Raw genomic sequence first — 18,846 nt, 5'->3', positions numbered from 1 at the left:
ACGGCGGGGGGAGCCAGTGGCAGTTCGTTCCCGTACCTGACGAATTCGATCCGTCGAAGAACAGCGGCTTCTACCGATTGCAAAATGTGGAGACCGGAAATAATCTGAAGGTATCCGGATCGACGCCGGCACAGACACGGGCGATGGGCGCTGCAGTCACTACGGGGCTTGCGGATCCGAATGCCGATCCGAACGGCAACGGCGGAAACGGCGCCGCGGCCGAAAGCGATCAGTGGTATCTTCTTCCGGTCGGCAACGCGAAGCCGGCTGACCTATCCCCGGATTCTTCGGCGTCGGAGATCGAGGCCGCGACGAATACGAGCTTAACCGGGATCACGAAGTACAGGCTGGTCAACCGGGCCAGCGACCGTGCTGTTGAATTCGTATCGGGTCAGGCGTCCATCCAGGGGATCAAGTTCGATGCCTCCAATGCGCAGGTGCTGACGATTACGCCGACGACTGCAGGATTGGCTGCGCCGACCGGGTTGACCGCCAAGGCAGCGGGCCAGTCCCAAATCGACGTCACCTGGAACGATGCTAATGGGGCAGCAAGCTATGATCTGGTCGTGGACGGCGCGCTGATCAGCGGAGTAAGCAGCCCATACAAGCATACGGGGCTTGATGCGAGCTCAACGCATACGTATCAAGTAAGAGCCCGCAGCAGCTCGGGATCGAGTCTATGGAGCCTGCCGGTCCAAGCCACGACGACGTCGGGGGTCATTTCGGAAGGCAAGACAGCAACGGCAAGCTCATTCCAAACGGGGAACAATATCGAGTACGCGAATGACGGCAAAGCCGGCACGCGCTGGGCGGCCGTCACCAATTCCTACCCGCAGTGGTGGAAAGTCGACCTTGGTGACGTCATGCATATCACGAAACTCGAGAGCTACTGGTACAACAGCGCGACCTACCCGAGATACTACCAATACAAAATTGAAGGCAGCAATGACGATGTCACGTACACGACCCTCCTGGACAGAACGGACAATAAAACGCAGGGCTTGACGACGGATGCCCTCGATGCGGCGTACCGCTATCTCCGCGTAACAGTGACGGGATCCAACTACAGCGGAGGAAGTGCTTCCAGCTACGAATTCAAGGTGTATGGGGAACCCGTTCATGACGATACCGTCCCTGCGCCTCCAGCCAACCTGACGGCAAAGGCGGCAGGCGACAGCGCGATTGAATTGAACTGGAACGCGGTAGAGCAGGCGGAAGGGTACAGCGTCTACCGGTCCGATAAGGCCGACGGCGAATTTGTCAAACTTAACGACGAGGTACTGTCTAGTACGACGCATACCGACACCGGCCTGTTGGCTTCGACGGAATATTTCTACATCGTCAAAGCCGTCAACGCGGCCGGGGAATCAGCTCCATCGGATGTGGTGTCCGTGAAGACGGATCAGCCGCACGTTACCGGCATCAACGTAACACCGGAACAAGTAGAGTTGAAGGAAGGCGAAACTGCGCAGCTCACTGCGGTCGTTACACCGGAGGATGCGGGAGATAAGACCATCACGTGGACATCCAGCGACACCAGCGTAGCGGAAGTGAGCGACACCGGTAAGGTAACGGCCAAAAGTCCGGGGACCGCGGTAATCACGGCTGCAGCCGCTGGCGGCGAATATACCGCGACCGCCCGCATTATTGTGCTGGATACGACCTCGCCGATCATCATGCTGGATGAACCGGGGAAATTGACGGGCAATCACTACAATGTGGAAAAGGGAACGCTGCGCGTTACGGGGAAAATCAGCGAGCCCGGCATTGTTCTCGTGAATGGAGTACAGGCTGACGTGAAGGATGACCTGACGTTCAGCGCGGATATCGACCTTCAGCCGGGCATGAACCGGATCGAAGTCACGGCATCGGATCGGGCGGGCAATACGGCCGAGCCTGTCAGCTATAACGTAGTGCCCTCTAAGTAATGATGTGAGGCAGCCGCTTTCGGTCACTGCGCATCCCGCAACACTAAAACTGCATACAAGAGTATGATGTTCGTCTCAAAAAATAAAAATCCTGAACCTTGCCGGTTCAGGATTTTTATTCGTGGGACAAGCTGAGCGTTGCGCTTTATCCTCTGATCGAATTATGAAATATCAAAATGAATGCCTGTCAGTGCTTCGCCAATGCTCCACAGACGTTCAGCGGCTTTCGCATCAACGGCACTTGGATGCACGCCGGCCATGCCGGTCTGATGCTCATCAATGAGCGGAGAGACGTCAACGTTTTCACAGTATACGCCTCCCATCCCGTCCAGCTGCCGGCTGGCTGCACACCATACGATGGTGGCCGCCCCTTCCTGCACGGTCTTTCGTTCCCTATCGTATTCGGTGTATTGCCGTTGTCCCTGCTCGTTAATCGCACCCATGGTCATCAGCTCCTCATCCGACAAATGCCGGGCTAACGAGGTGACTATCGAACCGGGGTGCACCGAAAATGCCCGGACGCCATAGGCCTGTGCTCTCCGGTCCAGCTCCACCGCGAATAGGGCGTCCGCCGTTTTGGACTGCCCATAGGCAGACCATTTGTCATAGCTGCGCTCCTTGTAGTGGATGTCTTCGAACACGACTGGACTGAACTGGTGAGCCCGGGAAGATAGCACGACAACGCGTGCACCAGCGGCCAGCCGGAGTGCTGGCCACAGCCGCGCCGTCAGCTGGAAAGGGCCCAAGTAGTTCGTGGAAAAGTGAAGCTCGTTGCCCCGACTGTCATACTGCTGGGGTACGGCCATAATTCCGGCGCTGTGGATCAGCATATGAATCGGCCGTCCGGAACGGATCCACCGTTCCGTAAACGAATCGATGGACTGCGGATCGGTTAAATCCAGCAGCTCCGCCTCTGCGCCTGGGATGGAGGCAATGGCCGCTTGAGCAGCTGTAACGGATCGGGCCGGGACAATGATCTTGGCCCCCGCTTCCGCGAGCACTCTTGCCGTTTCTAGCCCCAATCCGGAATGTCCGCCGGTAATGACTGCCGTTTGTCCGGTCAAATCGGCTTGTCCGAGTGCTTCCATGGCTGTAGTGCGGGGTCCAAATCCGGACCCGATCGGTGTTTGGGGAGTTTTCTGCATGTTCAAAGTGATCTTCCTTTCGTTCAACCGTCTTTAATTTCCTGAAAATGATCCAGCTTATACTTGACGAGCACGAGCGTTTCGTTCAATGCGGCCATCTGGGCTTCAATGCGGATCCGGTGCTCGTCAAGCAGCCGATAGCACAGCTCCTCATCCTGGTCGTCATACGCCCGAATGTACTCCTGAATGTGTTTAAGCGGCATCTCGGTATGTTTGAGATGCAGTAGAAAATGAATTTTGCCGATGTCTTCCTGGCTATATAAACGGGACCCACCTGGTCCGCGCTGGGGGGACGGAATCAGTCCAATCTTTTCATAATACCGAAGGGTATCGGAAGTCAAACCGGTTTGTTCAGCTATTTCGGAAATGGAATATTGTCGCGACATGCCTTCTCCTTTCATCTCCTTTGTCGTCCGGACAACTATAGGATAGCCCTTGGAGTGAACTCCAAGTCAAGCGCCTGAAACTTCCTTTATTTAGATGAACCGAAAGTTTGGATTGGCGCATAAATGACATAAAAATGAAGAAAAGCAGACCGCCGGTATTGCGGACTGCTTTTTGGTGTTGGGAGGCGTTTGAATGGCAGCTTCCCTGCGCCTTCTCCATATCGAGGCTATGGTTTTTGTTTTAGAACGGTAATCTACGTCGTAGAGCGAACGGGGTCAGACACGCGTTCCTGATGGACCAATCCCCACTGGGCCATGGCATTCAAAACAGGAATAAACGTCCTGCCGTATTCGCTTAGCGAGTACTCGACTTTCGGCGGGACTTCCGGATAGACGGTTCTAATAATGAGGTTATCTTGCTCCAGTTCCCGAAGCTGTTCCGTTAACATCTTACGGGTAATTTGCGAAATCGAACGCTGGAGTTCGTTAAAGCGCCTGGTCCCACCAACCAAACGCCATAGGATCACAGCCTTCCACTTTCCTCCAACGACAGACAATGTTGCCTCTACCGGACAACCGCCCATATCCATCACATCCAATCCGTCCATGAAGTTACCAAATGGGTACTATGTCACGCAAAAGTGCGTACTTACAGGGTTATTCTCCATTTAGTATACTTCATTTTGACCGGAATGGTAGCTGTCTTACCGAAAGACGCTGCTCGTGAATGGTTGTTTATTTCGGGTATAAGAAGACTCGTATCCATTATATTTGATCCCTAAGGAGGAACCATCATGCCGCTTGACCCTCAAGTTCAAGTTGTGTTGGAAAATATGAAGAAGCAAGGGGTCCCGCCTCTTCACACGCTATCCGTGGAGAGGGCCAGAACCGTCAACTTAAGCTCCATGGCCGCCCATCCGGAAGAAGTATGGAAAGTCGACAATCGAAAGATCCCGGGTCCGGCCGGTCACATACCGGTTCGGGTATATCGTCCTCAAAGCAAATACCCGCTCCCTGTTCTCATTTACTATCATGGAGGCGGTTGGGTCGTCGGAGACCTGGATGCAGCAGATGTGTTATGCCGGCAGTTGGCCAATGGGGCAAACGTGATCGTGGTCTCGGTAGATTACCGTTTGGCACCAGAGCATCGGTTTCCCGCTGCCATCGAAGATGCTTATGCGGCTGCAGCCTGGGTTGCGGAGAATAGCTCTTCGCTAGAAGCGGATCCCAACCGGATTGCTGTCGGCGGCGACAGCGCGGGCGGAAATTTGGCCGCTGCCGTAACCTTGATGGCAAGGGACCAAGGGTTGTCCTTCATCAAGTTTCAGCTGTTGTTCAATCCGGCGACCCGCTACGCGTTCGATACGGATTCTTACCGTGACAATGCCGAAGGGTACGGCCTGACGACGGACACGATGCGGTGGTTCTGGGGCCAATACCTGGCGGAGGAGCAGGACGGAAGGAACCCCTACGCTTCGCCGTTATTGGCTGCCGATTTCAGCAGCCTTCCGCCCGCTCTCGTAATCACGGCCGAATTTGATCCGCTGCGCGATGATGGGGAGGCTTATGCAGCGAAATTAAAAGCTGCCGGCATTCCGGTGGAAGCGAAGCGCTATGACGGCATGGTCCACGGCTTCATGCTCCAGACCGGCGGTTATGACCAAGGAAGACAAGCGGTGCGGCATGCCGTAAGCGCACTGCGGAAGGCTTTGCATGGACAGGAGAGAGGCGGAGAGACAGCAATATAAAGTGTGCGGGAATAAAGCCGCTCCGATAAATGTATATTCAGTTGATCCGTAACACTTCAATATTTCAGCATTGGGGCATCCTTCAGGGATGCCCTAAACTTTTTACTGCATCATGCCTGGCATATACAGAGGCCAATTGTTCGTTGACAAGCCATTATAATTTTATTTCCAAACTATGGCTTGACAGGACACCAACTGGTGTCTTATTATAAGCTCATAAGACACCAGTTGGTGTCCTATCATCGAGCAGAATAGGGATGATGGGAATGGATGAAAACCATGAAGCGAGGGATGTATATGCCGCGGTTGCCGATCCGACGCGGCGCAAATTGCTTAGATTGCTGGCCGAGGCGGAAGAATTGCCCTTACACGAATTAACAGTCCATTTCGAGATGGGGCGGACAGCCGTTTCCAAACATCTGGCGATCCTCAAAGCCGCCGATCTGGTCAGGCACCGCAAGGCCGGGCGGGAAACAAGGTATCGATTGAACGCAGAGCCCCTGCGAGAAATTGAAGATTGGGTCACTTTTCACACGGCTTTTTGGAACCAAGGATCGGCTAAGCTGAGTCAATTGTTGAAGGAGGAAGAGGAATGAAACCGGAAGTGAAGCTGGATTTTCAATTCGATAGTCCGATTGAGAAAGTATGGCTTGCATTGACTGATTCCAACATGCTTGCAAAATGGGTGATGGACAATGACTTTAAGCCGGTTGTCGGCCATCACTTTCAATTTCGGGCCAAACCGTCGAAAGTGTGGGACGGAATCGTCGATTCAGAAGTGCTGGCCGTGGAAGAACCTCACCGCCTATCCTACACCTGGGTAACCGCTGGGGTAAGTACGGTTGTTACATGGACGCTCCATTCATCCAATGGCGCAACCCGCCTTCATCTTGAGCATACCGGATTTGAAAGTGAGAGCTTGTCGTATAACGGAGCCAGACTCGGTTGGGTCAAGATGGCCGATCAGCTTGAAGTGGTGTTGGCTGGGCTGTAATCCAAATGATTTTCTGATCGAATAGGAGGAGATCGAAATGGCCATTTTTACTATCGTTCTTCAATCTTTGCTGATTGCTTATTACCTCTTCTCGGGTACCGCCAAAATGATAGGGGCTAAGTACTGGGCAGACATGTTCGAACACCTTCACCTGCCGCAATGGTTCCTTAAAGTAACGGGCCTGGTCCAACTGGCAGGTGCGGCCGTGCTGATCGCCGGCTACTGGTATACCGGACTGGTCGCATGGGCAGGAGTGTGGCTTGGCGTTACGATGCTGGTGGCGAGCCTGGTGCATATCCGCACGAAAGATCCGATTGGCAAAACGGCGCCGGCTTTGTTCTTTGCCGTACTGAATATTGCCCTGATTCTTGCGAATGCCAGCCAAATGCTCCAGCCTTTTGCATAATCAAACCAGCTGCATCCAGGAATAAAAAGCTCCACATGTTCGCGATGAACATGTGGAGTTTTTTTGCGATACAAACCCATCCAATACAGACTCCAACCTCCCGATCATAAAATGGCAGTTGGATAGATCCGTTCGGACGCCATGTACTTTATTTATAAATGGTGACATACAGCTGTCACCTCTTATTCAATATACTACATTTATCCCAAGAAGGAGGTTTTACTATATGTCAGCTGTAGTCTATTTAAACTTTGATGGAGTTGCTGAACAAGCGATTGATTTTTATGCGAAAGCTTTAAGCGCAACGGAAGTAAAAAAAGTGAAATTTAAGGATTTCCCGCAGGATCCAAACGATCCATTGCCGGAAAATGAACTAAACATGGTCATGGAGTCTTCCATAGCATTTGCAGGCGGGAACATCATGATGTCGGATATTTTGCCTTCAATGAAGAATGTCATGGGCGAGTTGGTTAAAGGCAACAACATACTGATTAGTATCGTTAATGAGGATCAACAGACATTGGAAAATTACTTTTCTCATTTATCTGAGGGCGGTTATGTCATCATGCCGTTATCCAATACGCCGTGGTCTTCATGCTTCGGAATGCTGGTCGATAAGTTCGGAGTTTCCTGGAAATTTAATAGCGATGCAGATCAGTTTCTTGATAACGTCATCTCCAACAAACAGTAACTCATGCTGAGAAAGTCCTGCAACGGATTGAAAGGATATTTTTTCAAACATGGAAGTAGATCGCTTAATTCCGGTCATTTCGAGAGAAGCATTAAGGGTTTGGCTGCAGGAAAATAGCAAGACTGAAAAATCTTGTTGGGTCTTGGTTCGTATGTCGCCCCAATCGGATACGCTCTTATATTTGGACGCGGTCGAGGAGGCATTATGCTTTGGATGGATCGATGGAGTCAAGAAGAAAATATCTGAAACGGAGCTGGCTCAGAGACTGTCTCCTCGAAGCAAAAAAAGCTCATGGACTGAATTGAATAAGGAGCGTGTCCGCCGCCTCGAAAAGTTGGGGTTGATGACAGACGAAGGAAGAAAGGTCCTTCCTGATATGAATTACGATTCTTTTCGAATCGATCCGGTGATAGAGCAAAGGTTGCAAGAGGAAAAGCAAGTGTATGAGAATTTCATGGCATTTCCAGATCTTTATACGAGAGTCCGGATCGACACGATCCAAAGCTATAAGAATCAGCCCGAATTATTTCACAGCAGATTGGACAAATTCATAACCAATACGAGAGAAAACAAAATGTACGGTCAATGGAACGATAATGGCCGTCTACTAGATTATTAAGTCATCCAACGTGGATGCTCCAGACTGTCGACAAAGTGTCGGCAGTTTTTTCTATCGAAAATTTGGCAAGTCGGTCGTTTACTTTGGTACAGGAAGGTTTCCGACGTCAATCCTTTGATTCCGTGCGGCCCCGATTAGCATAGGAATGGAGATCAGAAGACTGATTACAACCGGAACAATAGAGGTCTCAAGTCCAAAGTTGCCCCCTGTGAGAAGTGCGGCACCGTGCACCTTTACAGTAAATAGACCGGTAGCAGGGTGTCCAGAGACAGGAATGCCAAGCAGGCCTTCAATAGCATTCCAAGCAAAATGCAGTCCTATGGCAAACCACAAGTTCCGCCGCCACAAGAAGGCGGATCCAAGGAGAACACCTGCTTCGAGGGCTATGGCGAACCCACTCCATAATGTCGCCCCTGGATTTCCAAGATGAGCAACTCCAAAGAATAGAGAGGTTACTGCAAGTGCGAGTGGTTTCCCCCCCAATTGATCAATGGCTTGAAGCATAAGTCCGCGAAAGATAAGTTCCTCGACAATGGCTCCTCCTAAAGCTGATTCAATGGAGGCTATTAGAACGGAACTCGTATCCGCAGAACTTGCCCACTGAAAGGAGTAACCTCCCAGAGCAATAATCATAAAAGCGGACCCTGCGATAAAGATGGTCCCGGTTAGCATGCCTAGGACACTTTCAATCCCTGCGCGCTTTCTTGATATCTCTGGTGTGGGCCGCCGGGCCAGGTATGTCAGCGTGAGCTTATAAACCAAGAGGGCCAGAAATCCCATCACCAGTGTGAAAATAAGAGAGACGATCCCCTCTCCTTGCTCTGTCAATTGCTGGAATATCATATTTATGAGAACAATACCCATAGCCCCCGCAATCATCCAGATGATTGGAAAACGCCAAAATGACACTTTGTTCTTCATGTCTTACATCGCCACCTCTGTTGTTTGATGCTCTGAGTATAGGCTGAAAAAGTCATAAAGAGACAGTGCCGTTTGGTCATCATTTAACGATCCATCATTCCCGAATCCCGGGCTTTCTGGGTGGCCTCCCGGCGTCCTTTCACATTAAGCTTTGAATAAATCGTTGAGATATAATTTTTGACCGTCCCTTCGCTAAGAAACAATGCCTCGGCAATTTCCTGATTACGCAGGCCGGCAGCCAGCTTATGCAGCACTTCGATTTCACGGGCAGTGAGCCCGAATTCATTATGTTTCGCAGGGGTGGCACTGTTCATGTTCTTGATCATTTTACTCGCCATTTCCTGTGAAATTAAAGTCCCTCCCGCCTGAACCACCCGTATGCCTGCCGCCAGATCTTTCGGATGAATGGCTTTGAGCAGATAACCTTCCGCTCCGTGGCTTAACGCCGCTAACACATACTCTACTTCCTTATAGGAGGTCAGCATGATGATTTTGGTTGCAGGCATTCGCTCTTTAATCAAGGCCGTTGCGGCGACGCCGTCCATGACCGGCATGTTGACATCCATCAACACCATATCCGGCATCAACTGCTCGCAGCCCTTTACGGCTTCTTCCCCATTCCGGGCTAAACCGACGATTTCCAGATCCGGTTCCATGGACAGCACGATATGTAAACTCTCGAGAATTAACTCTTGATCATCAGCAAGCAGCACTTTAATCTTCTCCATGCGGCATGACTCCTTTCAGCGGGATTTCGCATCTAACTTCGGTGATCACAGGAGTACCCTCCCCAGATGCTATCTGTAAGCTGCCTCCCAACCGCTCAACCCGATGCTTCATCGTGGTCAAGCCGAAGCCATAATCCAGCTTGTCGATCGGCGTGCCGTTATTTCGAACGGACAATTGCAGATGGCTCTCGGAATAAGTAAGCTCCAGATGCAGTTCGGTTGCCTTTCCGTGTTTTAGTGCATTCGTAAAAGATTCCTGGATGACCCGAAGGATCGCTTGCCGTACTTCAAAACGTATGGACCGCTCTGTCCCCGGCAGACTCAAGGTCAGTGCCGTACCCGTATGCTCCCGGAAACGGGCTGCAAGGGATTCAACCTGCCGGATCAGACTGGATTCCTCTTCTTCGCCCATTTCGTGCACGACGTTCCTCATTTCCTCCAGATTGTTCTCAGCCAATGCTCTTAAGCGAATTAACCGGTCTTTGGCCTCGGCAGGCTTGCTATCCATCAGGGCAATAGAAGCATCGAGGCCGAGGATGAGTGAGATAAAGGAATGCCCCAGTGTATCATGGAGCTCCTTGGACATGCGGTTGCGTTCTTCAAGCAAAGTCATTTTCTCGACCTCGGCGGAGTAGTGAGTTAAGAGCTTGTTTTGATGCTCCACTTCGGCTGCCAATTTATTCTTCTGATCATACGCATTGGCTACGGAGCTTGCCCACATGCCGATAAAGCAGAACAGCAGATTGTCTGTTCCGATACCCAGGGTTTGCTCCCAAGATAATTTTAGGGAGGACTGGAAGGAGAAAGGAATGAAAACAAGTAAGGGAATGATCCAAAGGGTTTGCTTGGTTAATAAGTACCCGATGGTCAGACTCGGCAGCAAATAGTCCGCTTTTGAAGTCAGGTCCGGATGAATGACCGAATTCACATAATAAGAACCGCCAAGCAATAGCTCTAATATGCAAAACCAGACTTTGTTCATCCGGCGCCCGGGAAACCAGAACAGCAAAGGGGCGACAAGGGCTATGCTCAGCCAGATCACGTTTAGTAACATCCGGTTCGAAAACTCGCTTACTGCCAGAACCCGGGACAACAGCAAAATATAATGGTATAAACGAAGAGCGAATATACCCCAATCCATGAAAGATAATATTTTTTTCATAGCATCATCATACAGGAAATCTAAAAAAACTTGCATGAAAATTACAAGGAAGTTGACCAAAAACAGCAATAGAACCATGTTCTTGCCGAACTTTTATATAGCAAAAGGAGCAGTAGACAAACTGCTCCTAAGATTAATCATATTATCCTAACGAACTAGAAACTTGCACGGCCTCATTGCACACAGGGATCTATCCAATGAGGTTGTGGTAAATTTCCGTCTCCAGCTTGGACTCATCCTCGTTCCAGTGGCCATACACCTCAATCAGGGGAAGCTCTTTGTGTTCTCCTGCAGCTTGGAGAAGCGCATCAATACGCCGGTACGTTGCGTCCAATTCGCTGTAAGGCCCAATGTGCTTGCCGTAGGCGTATTTTTCGAGCACGACGTCCTTCCTCTTCAAGACGGAATTGTCCTCAGGCGGTGTCACCAGCTCGATTCCCGCAAACACCATGTTTCCCTGCTCATAGACGACGTGATTGATCCCCCTGTGAGCGAGTTCTTTGCTGCGTACTTCATGCCAGACCTGGTCAAACAATTCGAAAATCGTCTCACTATACGGCTTGCCCGGATCATGAACTTTGGAACATCCGAACAAGGTAAACGCCTTTCTTTCCGTCTTGATCACAGGCTCCACCATCGGTTCCATCATCGGCCTCCTCTTTCCGCTATTCGCGGAATCATGTTCGATCGATGATTACTTCGGCTCGGCCGGTCACAATTCCTACTGCAAATTTACGACATTTTGGACCGAAACGCCATTTACCAGTCCACAGCAATGCGGGTGATATCTTCCTGAGCAAGATCAGAGCCGAGCAGGACTTCCACCAGCTCCAGAGGAGTAATGGCCTTGATGCCATGCTTGGCGCCGGCCGGAATCTTCAGCACGTCACCGGCATTCAGGCGGTATCGCTGCTCCTCCAAGATAACTTCCGCGCTGCCCGTCACCACGGTCAACAATTCTTGCCGGCGGTGATGAACGTGATAGCTAGTAGACTTGCCGGCGGCAAGTCGCACCTGCTTGATCATCGTCTCCACGCCGGATGTATCTGTCCCGTAACTCAGGATCCGGCAGGTGCCCCACCGTTTCTCTTCGTACATCGGGATCTGAGGCGCCAGGGCAAGCCGTTCCTTAATCCGATGCGCATGCTCCTTGCTTGCGATCAGGATGCCGTCGGTGCTGGCCGCGGCAATGATACCTGGTACGCCGATAATTTCAATAGGATAAGGGAGCTCATTGATGAGATGGGTATCCGCGGAATCATCCGATATGTGCCCGAGTCCGATCACTCGATCCTTCATATGGCCGGTAAGCGCCATCCAGCTGCCCAGATCGGTCCAGTGCCCTCCATACTCCATGGCTACGACAGGGAGGGTCGTCTCGACGACTTCCCGGTCGAAGCTGGCTTCGGGGAGCTGTTCGTAATTTGCCAGCCATTCCGCGATCCGGACAGGGTGGCCCTTGTCCTTCAAATAGGTCAGCATGAACCTCAAGGGAAAGGCGAAGACGCCGCAGTTCCACATCGCCTGCTGCGCCATGAGGCGGCGGGCCGTGCGTGTATTTGGCTTTTCGATAAACCGCTGGACGAAAGCATACTCGCCGTCCGCCTTGGGCAGAGCCGGGACGATATAGCCGAACTGATCCGAAGGCTGCACCGGCTTTGTGCCGAGGAGAGCAAGTTCCGCCTTGGAGCGTCCCAAGACGTCGGGAAACCGGTGCAGCAGCCGGAAGAATGCGGTGTCGACAAACGTATCCGCCGGAAGGATGCAAATGGTTTCGTCCGGATCGGCCTGCAGCTTTTCATGAAGATAACTGGCGGCCAATGCGACGGCCGTGAACGTACCTCTTTTAAAAGGCTCGCTGATGATCGGGATATTGTCGCCGACATAGCGGCGCGTAATCTCCGCCTGACTGTGATGGGTGACGATACAGGTGGATTGGAGCAGCCCCGCCTCGTCCAGTTGTCTGCAGATCCGTTCGATCATCGACTCCTTGACCCCGTCTTCAGTGGTCAGCAGCCTTAAGAATACCTTGGAGCGTATATCGTTGGATAAAGGCCACAGCCTTTTTCCCGATCCCCCACACAACAGTACAATACGCATGATTCTCATCCTCCTTCCTTCGAAAACCATCACCCTTCATCTTGATCTCTTGGAACGCATCGTCTCTTCAATCGCCTGCTTCATGAGCTTTCCGGCCTGGTCCCATGACAGCTGGAGCATATCTTTTCGACCCTGGCTTCCTTTCTGTCTACACAACCGGGGATTTTCGTACGCTTGCCTCATAAGCCTTTTGAGGCTGCTTAAATCCGGCTCGGCCCACCGCTGGCCCTTCTGCGCAAACAGGTTGCTGAACCTTCTGGAAATGGCGCGGCTCATGCTGCTCGCCGGGCTCTTGAGCTGATAGGGGACCAGGAAGGAGTTGCGAGGCGTGAGGAAATCCATCTGCCCGCCCCAGCCGGTGGCGATGACCGGTATGCCGCTTGCCAGCGCTTCTAAATAAGGTAGCCCGACACCCTCGCCGCGGGTAGGGAGGACGAAGGCATCGCCGAGCGCATACAGGCCTTTCAGCTGGCTTTCACTCATATGGCGGCCGATGATGACGACAGGGGCCGTATCCTTTTGAATGCCCAGCCTCTTTTTGTACCGCATGACCTGCTGCTTAATCCACGCCTCCGTCTCATTGGCCGCATATCCATTCGTTTTGATGACCAGGATGACGTTATCTTTGGAAGAGAACTCTTCCCAATACGCCCGGAGCAGTCCCTCCGGGTTTTTGCGGTGCTGAAAGCCGAAGACGGATACGAACGTAAACTTTCCGGCGGCTGCCGGCAACGATAGCTTCGGATGGTTCGGACGAAACTCCCGGGCGTCCACCCCATGGGGAACGACGAAAATCGGGACGGTGACGCCGCAGTTCCTGAGAACCCGCCGATTATGCTGGGACGGCACGCACACGGCATCGAATTTGTTCATATGGGGCAGCCAGCTTCTGGGGAGTCTGCTTGTTTCCCAAACGGTGTTCAACAGGATGAAGTCATACGTGTTTCGCTCTTTTTTCCACTGCATGCGGCTGGGAATGTGGTGGTATATGAGAACCTTTTTGACATGGGCGGCGTTAGGCTTGCGGTGGTCTGGCGGACTTAACCGGACGGCGACCCCTTGCCGCTTCAAGGATTTGGCATAGGCTCTGCTGGCACGGCCAAGACCGCTGGCTTTGTGGACGGGGCCTTTCCAGACAACGACATAGGGCTTCATTTGGGTCTCACCTTGGAAGCTTTCGAATACCCTTTTCGTTCGTGAAAAGAAACAGACCGGTATTTTTGCTGCAGGGACGACATTTTGGAAGGCGAGATTTGGGAAAAGCTCGTATGCAGACTTTTGTTGTTGGCCTGTTTCAGCATCATCCTGCCGGGCTCCGACGAATACAGGAAGTTGCCGTACGTTTCAAACTCGGAAAAAGCAAACTGCTTCGATTTGTTCATGCTTCTCATAATGGCGGAGTACCAGTTCGTATGATGTTTGGACTCGATCGCCTGCTTTAACTGTTTGACTTTGGCCTTCTCGAACAGCATGTAATGCGTGACGAAGGAGCGCTTGGAAGCGCGGCTTTTGCCCATCAGCTTCTTGTACGTGTTGAAATATTCGGGCTGGCTCCAGTTCCGGCAGTAAAACACGGTCTTGTCGCCCGTCTTGAACATATGGGGGCGAATGAGCACAGTGTCGGCGTCGATTACCAAATAGTATTTGGATGAGCATACCTTATCGCCGCCCAGCTTCAGCAGCTGCTGGTACAACCATCCGGACCGGTCCCACGTTTTGGACTGGTAGTGTATGTCCTTTTTCGTAATGGGCAGAACCGTGTCTTCGTTCACGAATCGGCAGCCCTTTTTCGTACATAAATCCACAATCCGCTGCTTCCGGGGGGCCACGATGATAATTTCGTGAATCGGGTGCCGTACATATTTTCTGACGGCGTCAATGACATGGGGGAGGGTAGCCAAGTCCTTCTCAATCGCCGGAATGAACACATCAATGGGGGTTGTCATCTGCTCATCTCCAAATATCAAATGTATGAGTATCATATGCTGGAAGAGAGAAAGGGAATGGGCATAGAGAGATTATAAAACGCACAATAATCAAGGGATTTGCCGCATTGGAGCAAACGTGGGGGTTCGCAGTCACGGCTATGAAAATGATTTTTATAGATCAAAAGCATAGGATACAAGAAGACCGAAGGGCGCCTTGGGCATGCCGATCGCAGGAGAAGGCTGAGGAAACTTGGACCACTTCAGAAAGGAATCGGCATCATGGGGAAAATGAAAGTTTTTTATCTTGTTTTAAGTTATTGATAATTTTTTACCGAAATCGCACGTCCGCCTAACATTCCGTTGACACTACATCCCTATAGTGAAGAGGCAAGCGAAACATCCGGATACCAATCACGCTTCACTAATTCTGAATGAACGATGGGGAGGCCACGGGATATGAGGTCAAAAGGAAACGGAAACGAGAGGACCATCTTGACGGTACATGCCAACGGAAAAACGGAGATCGTGCGGGATACATATGCGCCCAAAGGAAAACGGACCCCCTGGTCCTGGCCAGGCAAAGCGATGGCGCTCATCTTGGGCACAGCCCTGCTGCTGACCGCATGCGGGCAAGGAGAAGGCGGCACGGCGGGCGGCTCAGACGCATCGGCCAAGCCGGCGGGGACGGTACAGAGCACGGATACGGCAGAGGCGTCCGGCAGCGAAACGCCGGAAGCGCTGTACGAGCAGGCCAAGAAGGAAGGCAAGGTCATCGTCTACTCGACATCGGGACGCGCCAACGACGCCGCGGAGACGTTCATGAAGCAGTACCCTGGCATCAAGATTGAGGTAAGCAAAGTCAAGTCCGATGAGATGATGGACAAGGTGACGAAGGAGCAGGACGCCGGGCAGTTCAACCCGGACGTGATCATCACGAAGGAAGTGAGCGGGGCTGTCGAGGAGGAGATGGTGAAGCCGGGACGGTACGTCAAGTACCTGCCGGAGGATCTGGCGGAGAAGGTGGACGAGCCGTACCGCACGCAGGCCGAAGGGTATGCCAACTACCTGGAGTTCCGCACGATTTTCTACAATACCGAGCATTATAAGTCCGCGCCGGTAACCAACTGGTGGGACCTGACTACCCCGGAATTCAAAGGCAAGGTCTATACGGCCGATCCGCTCAGCTCGCCGGCTTTCATGGACCTGTTTACGACAATGGTCATCCACAGCGACGATATGGCGGCGGCGTACAAGGAGAAGTTCGGCAAGGACATCGAGCTGCATGGCACGGAGAACGCGGGGTACGAGTTCATTCAGCAGCTGTTCGACAACGGGCTGGTCGTGTTAAAAGGAAGCGACGATGTGCTGGATGCGATCGGCAAGGCAAACAGCGACGCGGTCGGACTGGCGGTATCCGGCGACGTATCCAAGGTTGAGGAGAAAGACTGGAGCATCCTGCCGATCTATGACATCAAGCCGAAAACGTCGGTACCCGATTCGGGCTACCTGTTCCTCGCGAACAAAGCGCCGCATCCGGCGGGGGCCAAGCTGTTCATCCGCTGGATGATGGGCGAGAAGGACGGCCAGGGCGAGGGCATGGCGCCGTTCAATGAAGTGGGCTCCTGGGTGCCGCGCTCCGACGTCAAGACCAAAAACGAGGTGGCCTTCGAGGATTTGAACCTGTGGGTGTTTGACGGGGAGAAGCTGTACTTCGAGGCGCCGAAGGTCCGCGACTTCTGGATCAAGCAGAAATGACGGACCGAAAGACCGAGATGACACAAACAGGAGGGAAACGGGATGCTGCATAAGCCCGTGCTGAATACATCGCAAGCAAGGTGGCTGAACCGGTGCCGGGACGCGCTGCGGAATCCGCTGTACCTGATCGGGGTGGCGGCCCTGCTGTTTCTGGCGTACACCATCGTCTGGCCGGTCCTGAACCTGATCTGGTCGACGTTCGTATGGAAAACCCAGGACGCCCGGCTTACGCCCGCGGCGGACCCGGGGCACCTGACGCTGTACCACTGGAGCCGCGTACTGGCAAGCGATATGAGCTGGTCCCTCTTCTACAAGCCCGTGCTGAACGCACTGGCGGTGGGGGTGACCGTCTCGGCGCTGTCCATGGTGTTCGGCTGCGGGCTTGCCTGGCTCGTGACGAGGACGGACGTTCCGCTCAAGAAGACGATTACGTTTCTGGCGATCATCCCGTACCTGCTGCCGTCATGGATGCTGTCCCAGGCATGGCTGACCTTTTTCAAAAACAGCAAAATCGGCGGCACGCCCGGCATTCTGCAGTCGGTGCTGCATGTGACGCCGCCGGACTGGCTGGCGTACGGCTTCGTGCCGATCGTGCTGACCCTGTCGATCCACGACAGCGTGTATTTCTTCCTACTCGTAGGCGCGGCGCTCAGCTCGATGAACAGCCAGCTGGAAGAGGCAGCCGAAATGGCCGGCGCGGGGCCGATGCAGGTGCTGCGCCGGATCGTGTTTCCGCTGATGCTGCCGTCGGTGCTGTCGGGATTCATCCTGATCTTTACGAAAGCGGTCAGTTCCTACGGCGTGCCGGCGCTGCTCGGCACCCCGGTGAATTTCTACATGATTTCGACGATGCTGTACTCCAGCATGCGGTCGCGGCTGACGACCGAGGCGAACGTGCTGTCACTGACGCTGATGCTGATCACCATGCTGGCGATCTATTTCAACCAGCGCCTGCTTGGCGGCCGGCGCAGCTATGTGACAGTGACGGGCAAGGGCAGCGCGGTGACGCATGTGCCGCTCGGCAAATGGCGGCTTCCGGCAGCGGCGGTAACGGTGGCCGGCATGGCATTGATTGCAGTCGTACCCTTTATCGTGCTGCTGCTGCAGACGTTCCTGCTGAAGGACGGCTCGCTCAGCCCGGACAACTTTACGCTTCATTACTGGACGGGGGGCTCGGATCCGGACATTAACACCGGGGAGAAGGGCGTGCTGCAGAACCCGATTTTCCTGCTCGCGCTGAAAAATTCGCTGATCATCGCCGGCATCGCCTCGGTCGCGGCTGCGGTTATCGGTCTTCTGTTCGGTTACGCGGTGGCCCGCGGCAAAAACACGGCCATGGGCAGGCTCGTCGATCAGCTGTCGTTTTTCCCGTATTTTATCCCGGGCATCTCGCTCGCGGCGATTTATATTACAATGTTTGCAAAGCCGGTGCTGTTCATTCCGGCGCTGTACGGCACCATTACGATCATTATTCTGATCACGGTGGTCAAAGAGCTGCCCTTTACCGTCAAGGCGGGCGGCGCCGCCATGATGCAGATCGGCCCGGAACTCGAGGAAGCGGCCGTGCTCGGCGGTGCCTCCTGGTTCACGCGCTTCCGGCGCCTGCTGCTGCCGCTCAGCCGCAAGAGCCTGCTGTCCGCCTTCATCCTCGTGTTCATCGGGGCGATGAAGGAGATGGAGCTGATCATCATGCTCGTAACACCGCGGACGGAGACGCTGACGACGCTCACCTTTTATTATGTGGAAAAAGGGTATGACCAGCTCACCAACGTCGTGCTGATGATCATTATCGCGATTGTCGTGGCGGTCTACGCCCTGGCGGTGAAGTTCGGGAAGGCCGATTTGACCAAAGGATTGGGAGGGCAATGAATGAACGCGATTGAACTGCGGCAGATTCATGTGCATGTGCAGCAAAAGCATATTTTGAAGGGCATCGACCTGACCGTCGAGGAGGGGGACTTCGTGACGCTGCTCGGCCCGTCGGGCTGCGGCAAGACGACCCTGCTCCGCACGATCGCCGGCCTGCAGAAACTGAACGAAGGAACCGTCGTCATCTCCGGGAACAAGGTGGCCGACGGCAATCTGGCTTACCATCTGGATCCCGCCAAGCGGGGCGTGAGCCTGGTGTTTCAGAGCTATGCGCTGTGGCCGCATATGACCGTCTTTGACAACGTGGCCTTTGGCCTGCAGGTGCGCAAACAGCCGAAGGCCGGGATCCGCAAGAGCGTCATGGCGGCGCTGGACAAAATGCGCATCCCGGAGCTGGCGGACCGCTATCCCGGCGAGCTGTCCGGCGGGCAGCAGCAGCGGGTGGCGATCGCCCGGGCGATCGTGA

Annotated in this window: 20 protein-coding genes; 10 read left to right on the top strand and 10 right to left on the bottom strand. The window is 53.3% G+C overall.

Features of this window, described 5'->3' with window-relative positions; all coding sequences use genetic code 11:
• Positions 1-1,928, top strand: a 1,928-nt coding sequence (locus BCV73_RS23710) for a discoidin domain-containing protein (RefSeq protein ID WP_218828178.1), incomplete at its 5' end; no start/stop codon positions are given.
• A 161-nt stretch (positions 1,929-2,089) separates the two neighbouring features.
• Here the strand turns inward: BCV73_RS23710 and BCV73_RS23705 are convergent.
• From BCV73_RS23705 to BCV73_RS23695, 3 genes are all read right to left on the bottom strand, one after another.
• Positions 2,090-3,073 (bottom strand): SDR family NAD(P)-dependent oxidoreductase, encoded by a 984-nt coding sequence (locus tag BCV73_RS23705; RefSeq protein ID WP_089550380.1) that lies wholly within the window; start codon positions 3,071-3,073, stop codon positions 2,090-2,092.
• A gap of 23 nt (positions 3,074-3,096) precedes the next feature.
• Entirely contained in the window at positions 3,097-3,459 is a 363-nt protein-coding gene (locus BCV73_RS23700; RefSeq protein WP_089548761.1) for a MerR family transcriptional regulator, read from the bottom strand.
• Positions 3,460-3,713: 254 nt separating this feature from the next.
• The gene (locus BCV73_RS23695; RefSeq protein WP_275541923.1) at positions 3,714-4,067 is read right to left on the bottom strand and encodes a winged helix-turn-helix transcriptional regulator; all 354 of its coding nucleotides are present in this window, start codon (positions 4,065-4,067) and stop codon (positions 3,714-3,716) included.
• A gap of 186 nt (positions 4,068-4,253) precedes the next feature.
• Between BCV73_RS23695 and BCV73_RS23690 the strand changes: the two genes are divergently transcribed.
• The 6 genes from BCV73_RS23690 to BCV73_RS23665 all read left to right on the top strand — a co-directional run bounded on the left by BCV73_RS23690 (position 4,254) and on the right by BCV73_RS23665 (position 7,917).
• Positions 4,254-5,207 carry an alpha/beta hydrolase gene (locus BCV73_RS23690; protein WP_089548759.1) on the top strand — a complete coding sequence of 318 codons (954 nt, stop codon included), beginning with the start codon at positions 4,254-4,256 and terminating at the stop codon, positions 5,205-5,207.
• A gap of 266 nt (positions 5,208-5,473) precedes the next feature.
• Positions 5,474-5,803, top strand: coding sequence for an ArsR/SmtB family transcription factor (locus BCV73_RS23685; RefSeq protein WP_089550379.1), 330 nt, complete (start codon positions 5,474-5,476; stop codon positions 5,801-5,803).
• On the top strand, positions 5,800-6,201 hold the full coding sequence (locus BCV73_RS23680) for an SRPBCC family protein (protein WP_089548758.1): 402 nt from the start codon (positions 5,800-5,802) through the stop codon (positions 6,199-6,201). The genes BCV73_RS23685 and BCV73_RS23680 overlap by 4 nt, the downstream gene beginning before the upstream one ends.
• Before the next feature lie 37 nt (positions 6,202-6,238).
• Positions 6,239-6,607, top strand: coding sequence for a DoxX family protein (locus BCV73_RS23675; RefSeq protein WP_089548757.1), 369 nt, complete (start codon positions 6,239-6,241; stop codon positions 6,605-6,607).
• Positions 6,608-6,833: 226 nt separating this feature from the next.
• Positions 6,834-7,298, top strand: coding sequence for a VOC family protein (locus tag BCV73_RS23670; RefSeq protein WP_089548756.1), 465 nt, complete (start codon positions 6,834-6,836; stop codon positions 7,296-7,298).
• Between the two features lie 49 nt (positions 7,299-7,347).
• Positions 7,348-7,917, top strand: coding sequence for a YdeI/OmpD-associated family protein (locus tag BCV73_RS23665; protein WP_089548755.1), 570 nt, complete (start codon positions 7,348-7,350; stop codon positions 7,915-7,917).
• Positions 7,918-7,995: 78 nt separating this feature from the next.
• On the opposite strand, the gene BCV73_RS23660 is transcribed toward BCV73_RS23665, so the two are convergent.
• The 7 genes from BCV73_RS23660 to BCV73_RS23630 all read right to left on the bottom strand — a co-directional run bounded on the left by BCV73_RS23660 (position 7,996) and on the right by BCV73_RS23630 (position 14,774).
• Entirely contained in the window at positions 7,996-8,838 is an 843-nt protein-coding gene (locus BCV73_RS23660) for a CPBP family intramembrane glutamic endopeptidase (RefSeq protein WP_089548754.1), read from the bottom strand.
• Between the two features lie 83 nt (positions 8,839-8,921).
• A complete protein-coding gene (locus BCV73_RS23655) occupies positions 8,922-9,566 on the bottom strand; it encodes a response regulator transcription factor (protein ID WP_089548753.1) in 645 nt (214 codons plus the stop codon).
• Entirely contained in the window at positions 9,553-10,608 is a 1,056-nt protein-coding gene (locus BCV73_RS23650) for a sensor histidine kinase (protein WP_256992969.1), read from the bottom strand. Before BCV73_RS23650 ends, BCV73_RS23655 begins: the two co-directional genes overlap by 14 nt.
• Positions 10,609-10,918: 310 nt before the next feature.
• The gene (locus tag BCV73_RS23645; protein ID WP_218828177.1) at positions 10,919-11,374 is read right to left on the bottom strand and encodes a GyrI-like domain-containing protein; all 456 of its coding nucleotides are present in this window, start codon (positions 11,372-11,374) and stop codon (positions 10,919-10,921) included.
• 113 nt (positions 11,375-11,487) lie between these two features.
• Positions 11,488-12,828 carry a sugar phosphate nucleotidyltransferase gene (locus BCV73_RS23640; RefSeq protein WP_179232051.1) on the bottom strand — a complete coding sequence of 447 codons (1,341 nt, stop codon included), beginning with the start codon at positions 12,826-12,828 and terminating at the stop codon, positions 11,488-11,490.
• A 36-nt stretch (positions 12,829-12,864) separates the two neighbouring features.
• Positions 12,865-13,983 (bottom strand): glycosyltransferase family 4 protein, encoded by a 1,119-nt coding sequence (locus BCV73_RS23635; protein ID WP_089548750.1) that lies wholly within the window; start codon positions 13,981-13,983, stop codon positions 12,865-12,867.
• Positions 13,980-14,774, bottom strand: a complete 795-nt coding sequence (locus BCV73_RS23630) for a DUF6492 family protein (protein ID WP_089548749.1) — start codon at positions 14,772-14,774, stop codon at positions 13,980-13,982. Before BCV73_RS23630 ends, BCV73_RS23635 begins: the two co-directional genes overlap by 4 nt.
• Positions 14,775-15,212: 438 nt before the next feature.
• Between BCV73_RS23630 and BCV73_RS23625 the strand changes: the two genes are divergently transcribed.
• From BCV73_RS23625 to BCV73_RS35930, 3 genes are all read left to right on the top strand, one after another.
• Positions 15,213-16,511 (top strand): ABC transporter substrate-binding protein, encoded by a 1,299-nt coding sequence (locus BCV73_RS23625; RefSeq protein WP_256992968.1) that lies wholly within the window; start codon positions 15,213-15,215, stop codon positions 16,509-16,511.
• A 42-nt stretch (positions 16,512-16,553) separates the two neighbouring features.
• Positions 16,554-18,380, top strand: coding sequence for an ABC transporter permease (locus BCV73_RS23620; RefSeq protein WP_089548748.1), 1,827 nt, complete (start codon positions 16,554-16,556; stop codon positions 18,378-18,380).
• A partial coding sequence (locus tag BCV73_RS35930; protein WP_256992967.1) for an ABC transporter ATP-binding protein occupies positions 18,381-18,846 on the top strand: 466 nt, incomplete at its 3' end.

This window comes from Paenibacillus sp. SSG-1, assembly GCF_002224835.1.
GTDB classification, from domain to species: Bacteria; Bacillota; Bacilli; order Paenibacillales; family Paenibacillaceae; genus Paenibacillus_AQ; species Paenibacillus_AQ favisporus.
The sequence above is the reverse complement of the archived record's forward strand: the minus strand, read 5'-3'. Positions and strand labels throughout refer to the sequence as shown.

Coding starts and splice junctions, on each gene's coding strand:
- BCV73_RS23705 (WP_089550380.1), bottom strand. CDS start 3,073: ATGCAGAAAACTCCCCAAACACCGATCGGGTCCGGATTTGGACCCCGC.
- BCV73_RS23700 (WP_089548761.1), bottom strand. CDS start 3,459: ATGTCGCGACAATATTCCATTTCCGAAATAGCTGAACAAACCGGTTTG.
- BCV73_RS23695 (WP_275541923.1), bottom strand. CDS start 4,067: ATGGACGGATTGGATGTGATGGATATGGGCGGTTGTCCGGTAGAGGCA.
- BCV73_RS23690 (WP_089548759.1), top strand. CDS start 4,254: ATGCCGCTTGACCCTCAAGTTCAAGTTGTGTTGGAAAATATGAAGAAG.
- BCV73_RS23685 (WP_089550379.1), top strand. CDS start 5,474: ATGGATGAAAACCATGAAGCGAGGGATGTATATGCCGCGGTTGCCGAT.
- BCV73_RS23680 (WP_089548758.1), top strand. CDS start 5,800: ATGAAACCGGAAGTGAAGCTGGATTTTCAATTCGATAGTCCGATTGAG.
- BCV73_RS23675 (WP_089548757.1), top strand. CDS start 6,239: ATGGCCATTTTTACTATCGTTCTTCAATCTTTGCTGATTGCTTATTAC.
- BCV73_RS23670 (WP_089548756.1), top strand. CDS start 6,834: ATGTCAGCTGTAGTCTATTTAAACTTTGATGGAGTTGCTGAACAAGCG.
- BCV73_RS23665 (WP_089548755.1), top strand. CDS start 7,348: ATGGAAGTAGATCGCTTAATTCCGGTCATTTCGAGAGAAGCATTAAGG.
- BCV73_RS23660 (WP_089548754.1), bottom strand. CDS start 8,838: ATGAAGAACAAAGTGTCATTTTGGCGTTTTCCAATCATCTGGATGATT.
- BCV73_RS23655 (WP_089548753.1), bottom strand. CDS start 9,566: ATGGAGAAGATTAAAGTGCTGCTTGCTGATGATCAAGAGTTAATTCTC.
- BCV73_RS23645 (WP_218828177.1), bottom strand. CDS start 11,374: ATGGAACCGATGGTGGAGCCTGTGATCAAGACGGAAAGAAAGGCGTTT.
- BCV73_RS23640 (WP_179232051.1), bottom strand. CDS start 12,828: ATGCGTATTGTACTGTTGTGTGGGGGATCGGGAAAAAGGCTGTGGCCT.
- BCV73_RS23635 (WP_089548750.1), bottom strand. CDS start 13,983: ATGAAGCCCTATGTCGTTGTCTGGAAAGGCCCCGTCCACAAAGCCAGC.
- BCV73_RS23630 (WP_089548749.1), bottom strand. CDS start 14,774: ATGACAACCCCCATTGATGTGTTCATTCCGGCGATTGAGAAGGACTTG.
- BCV73_RS23625 (WP_256992968.1), top strand. CDS start 15,213: ATGAGGTCAAAAGGAAACGGAAACGAGAGGACCATCTTGACGGTACAT.
- BCV73_RS23620 (WP_089548748.1), top strand. CDS start 16,554: ATGCTGCATAAGCCCGTGCTGAATACATCGCAAGCAAGGTGGCTGAAC.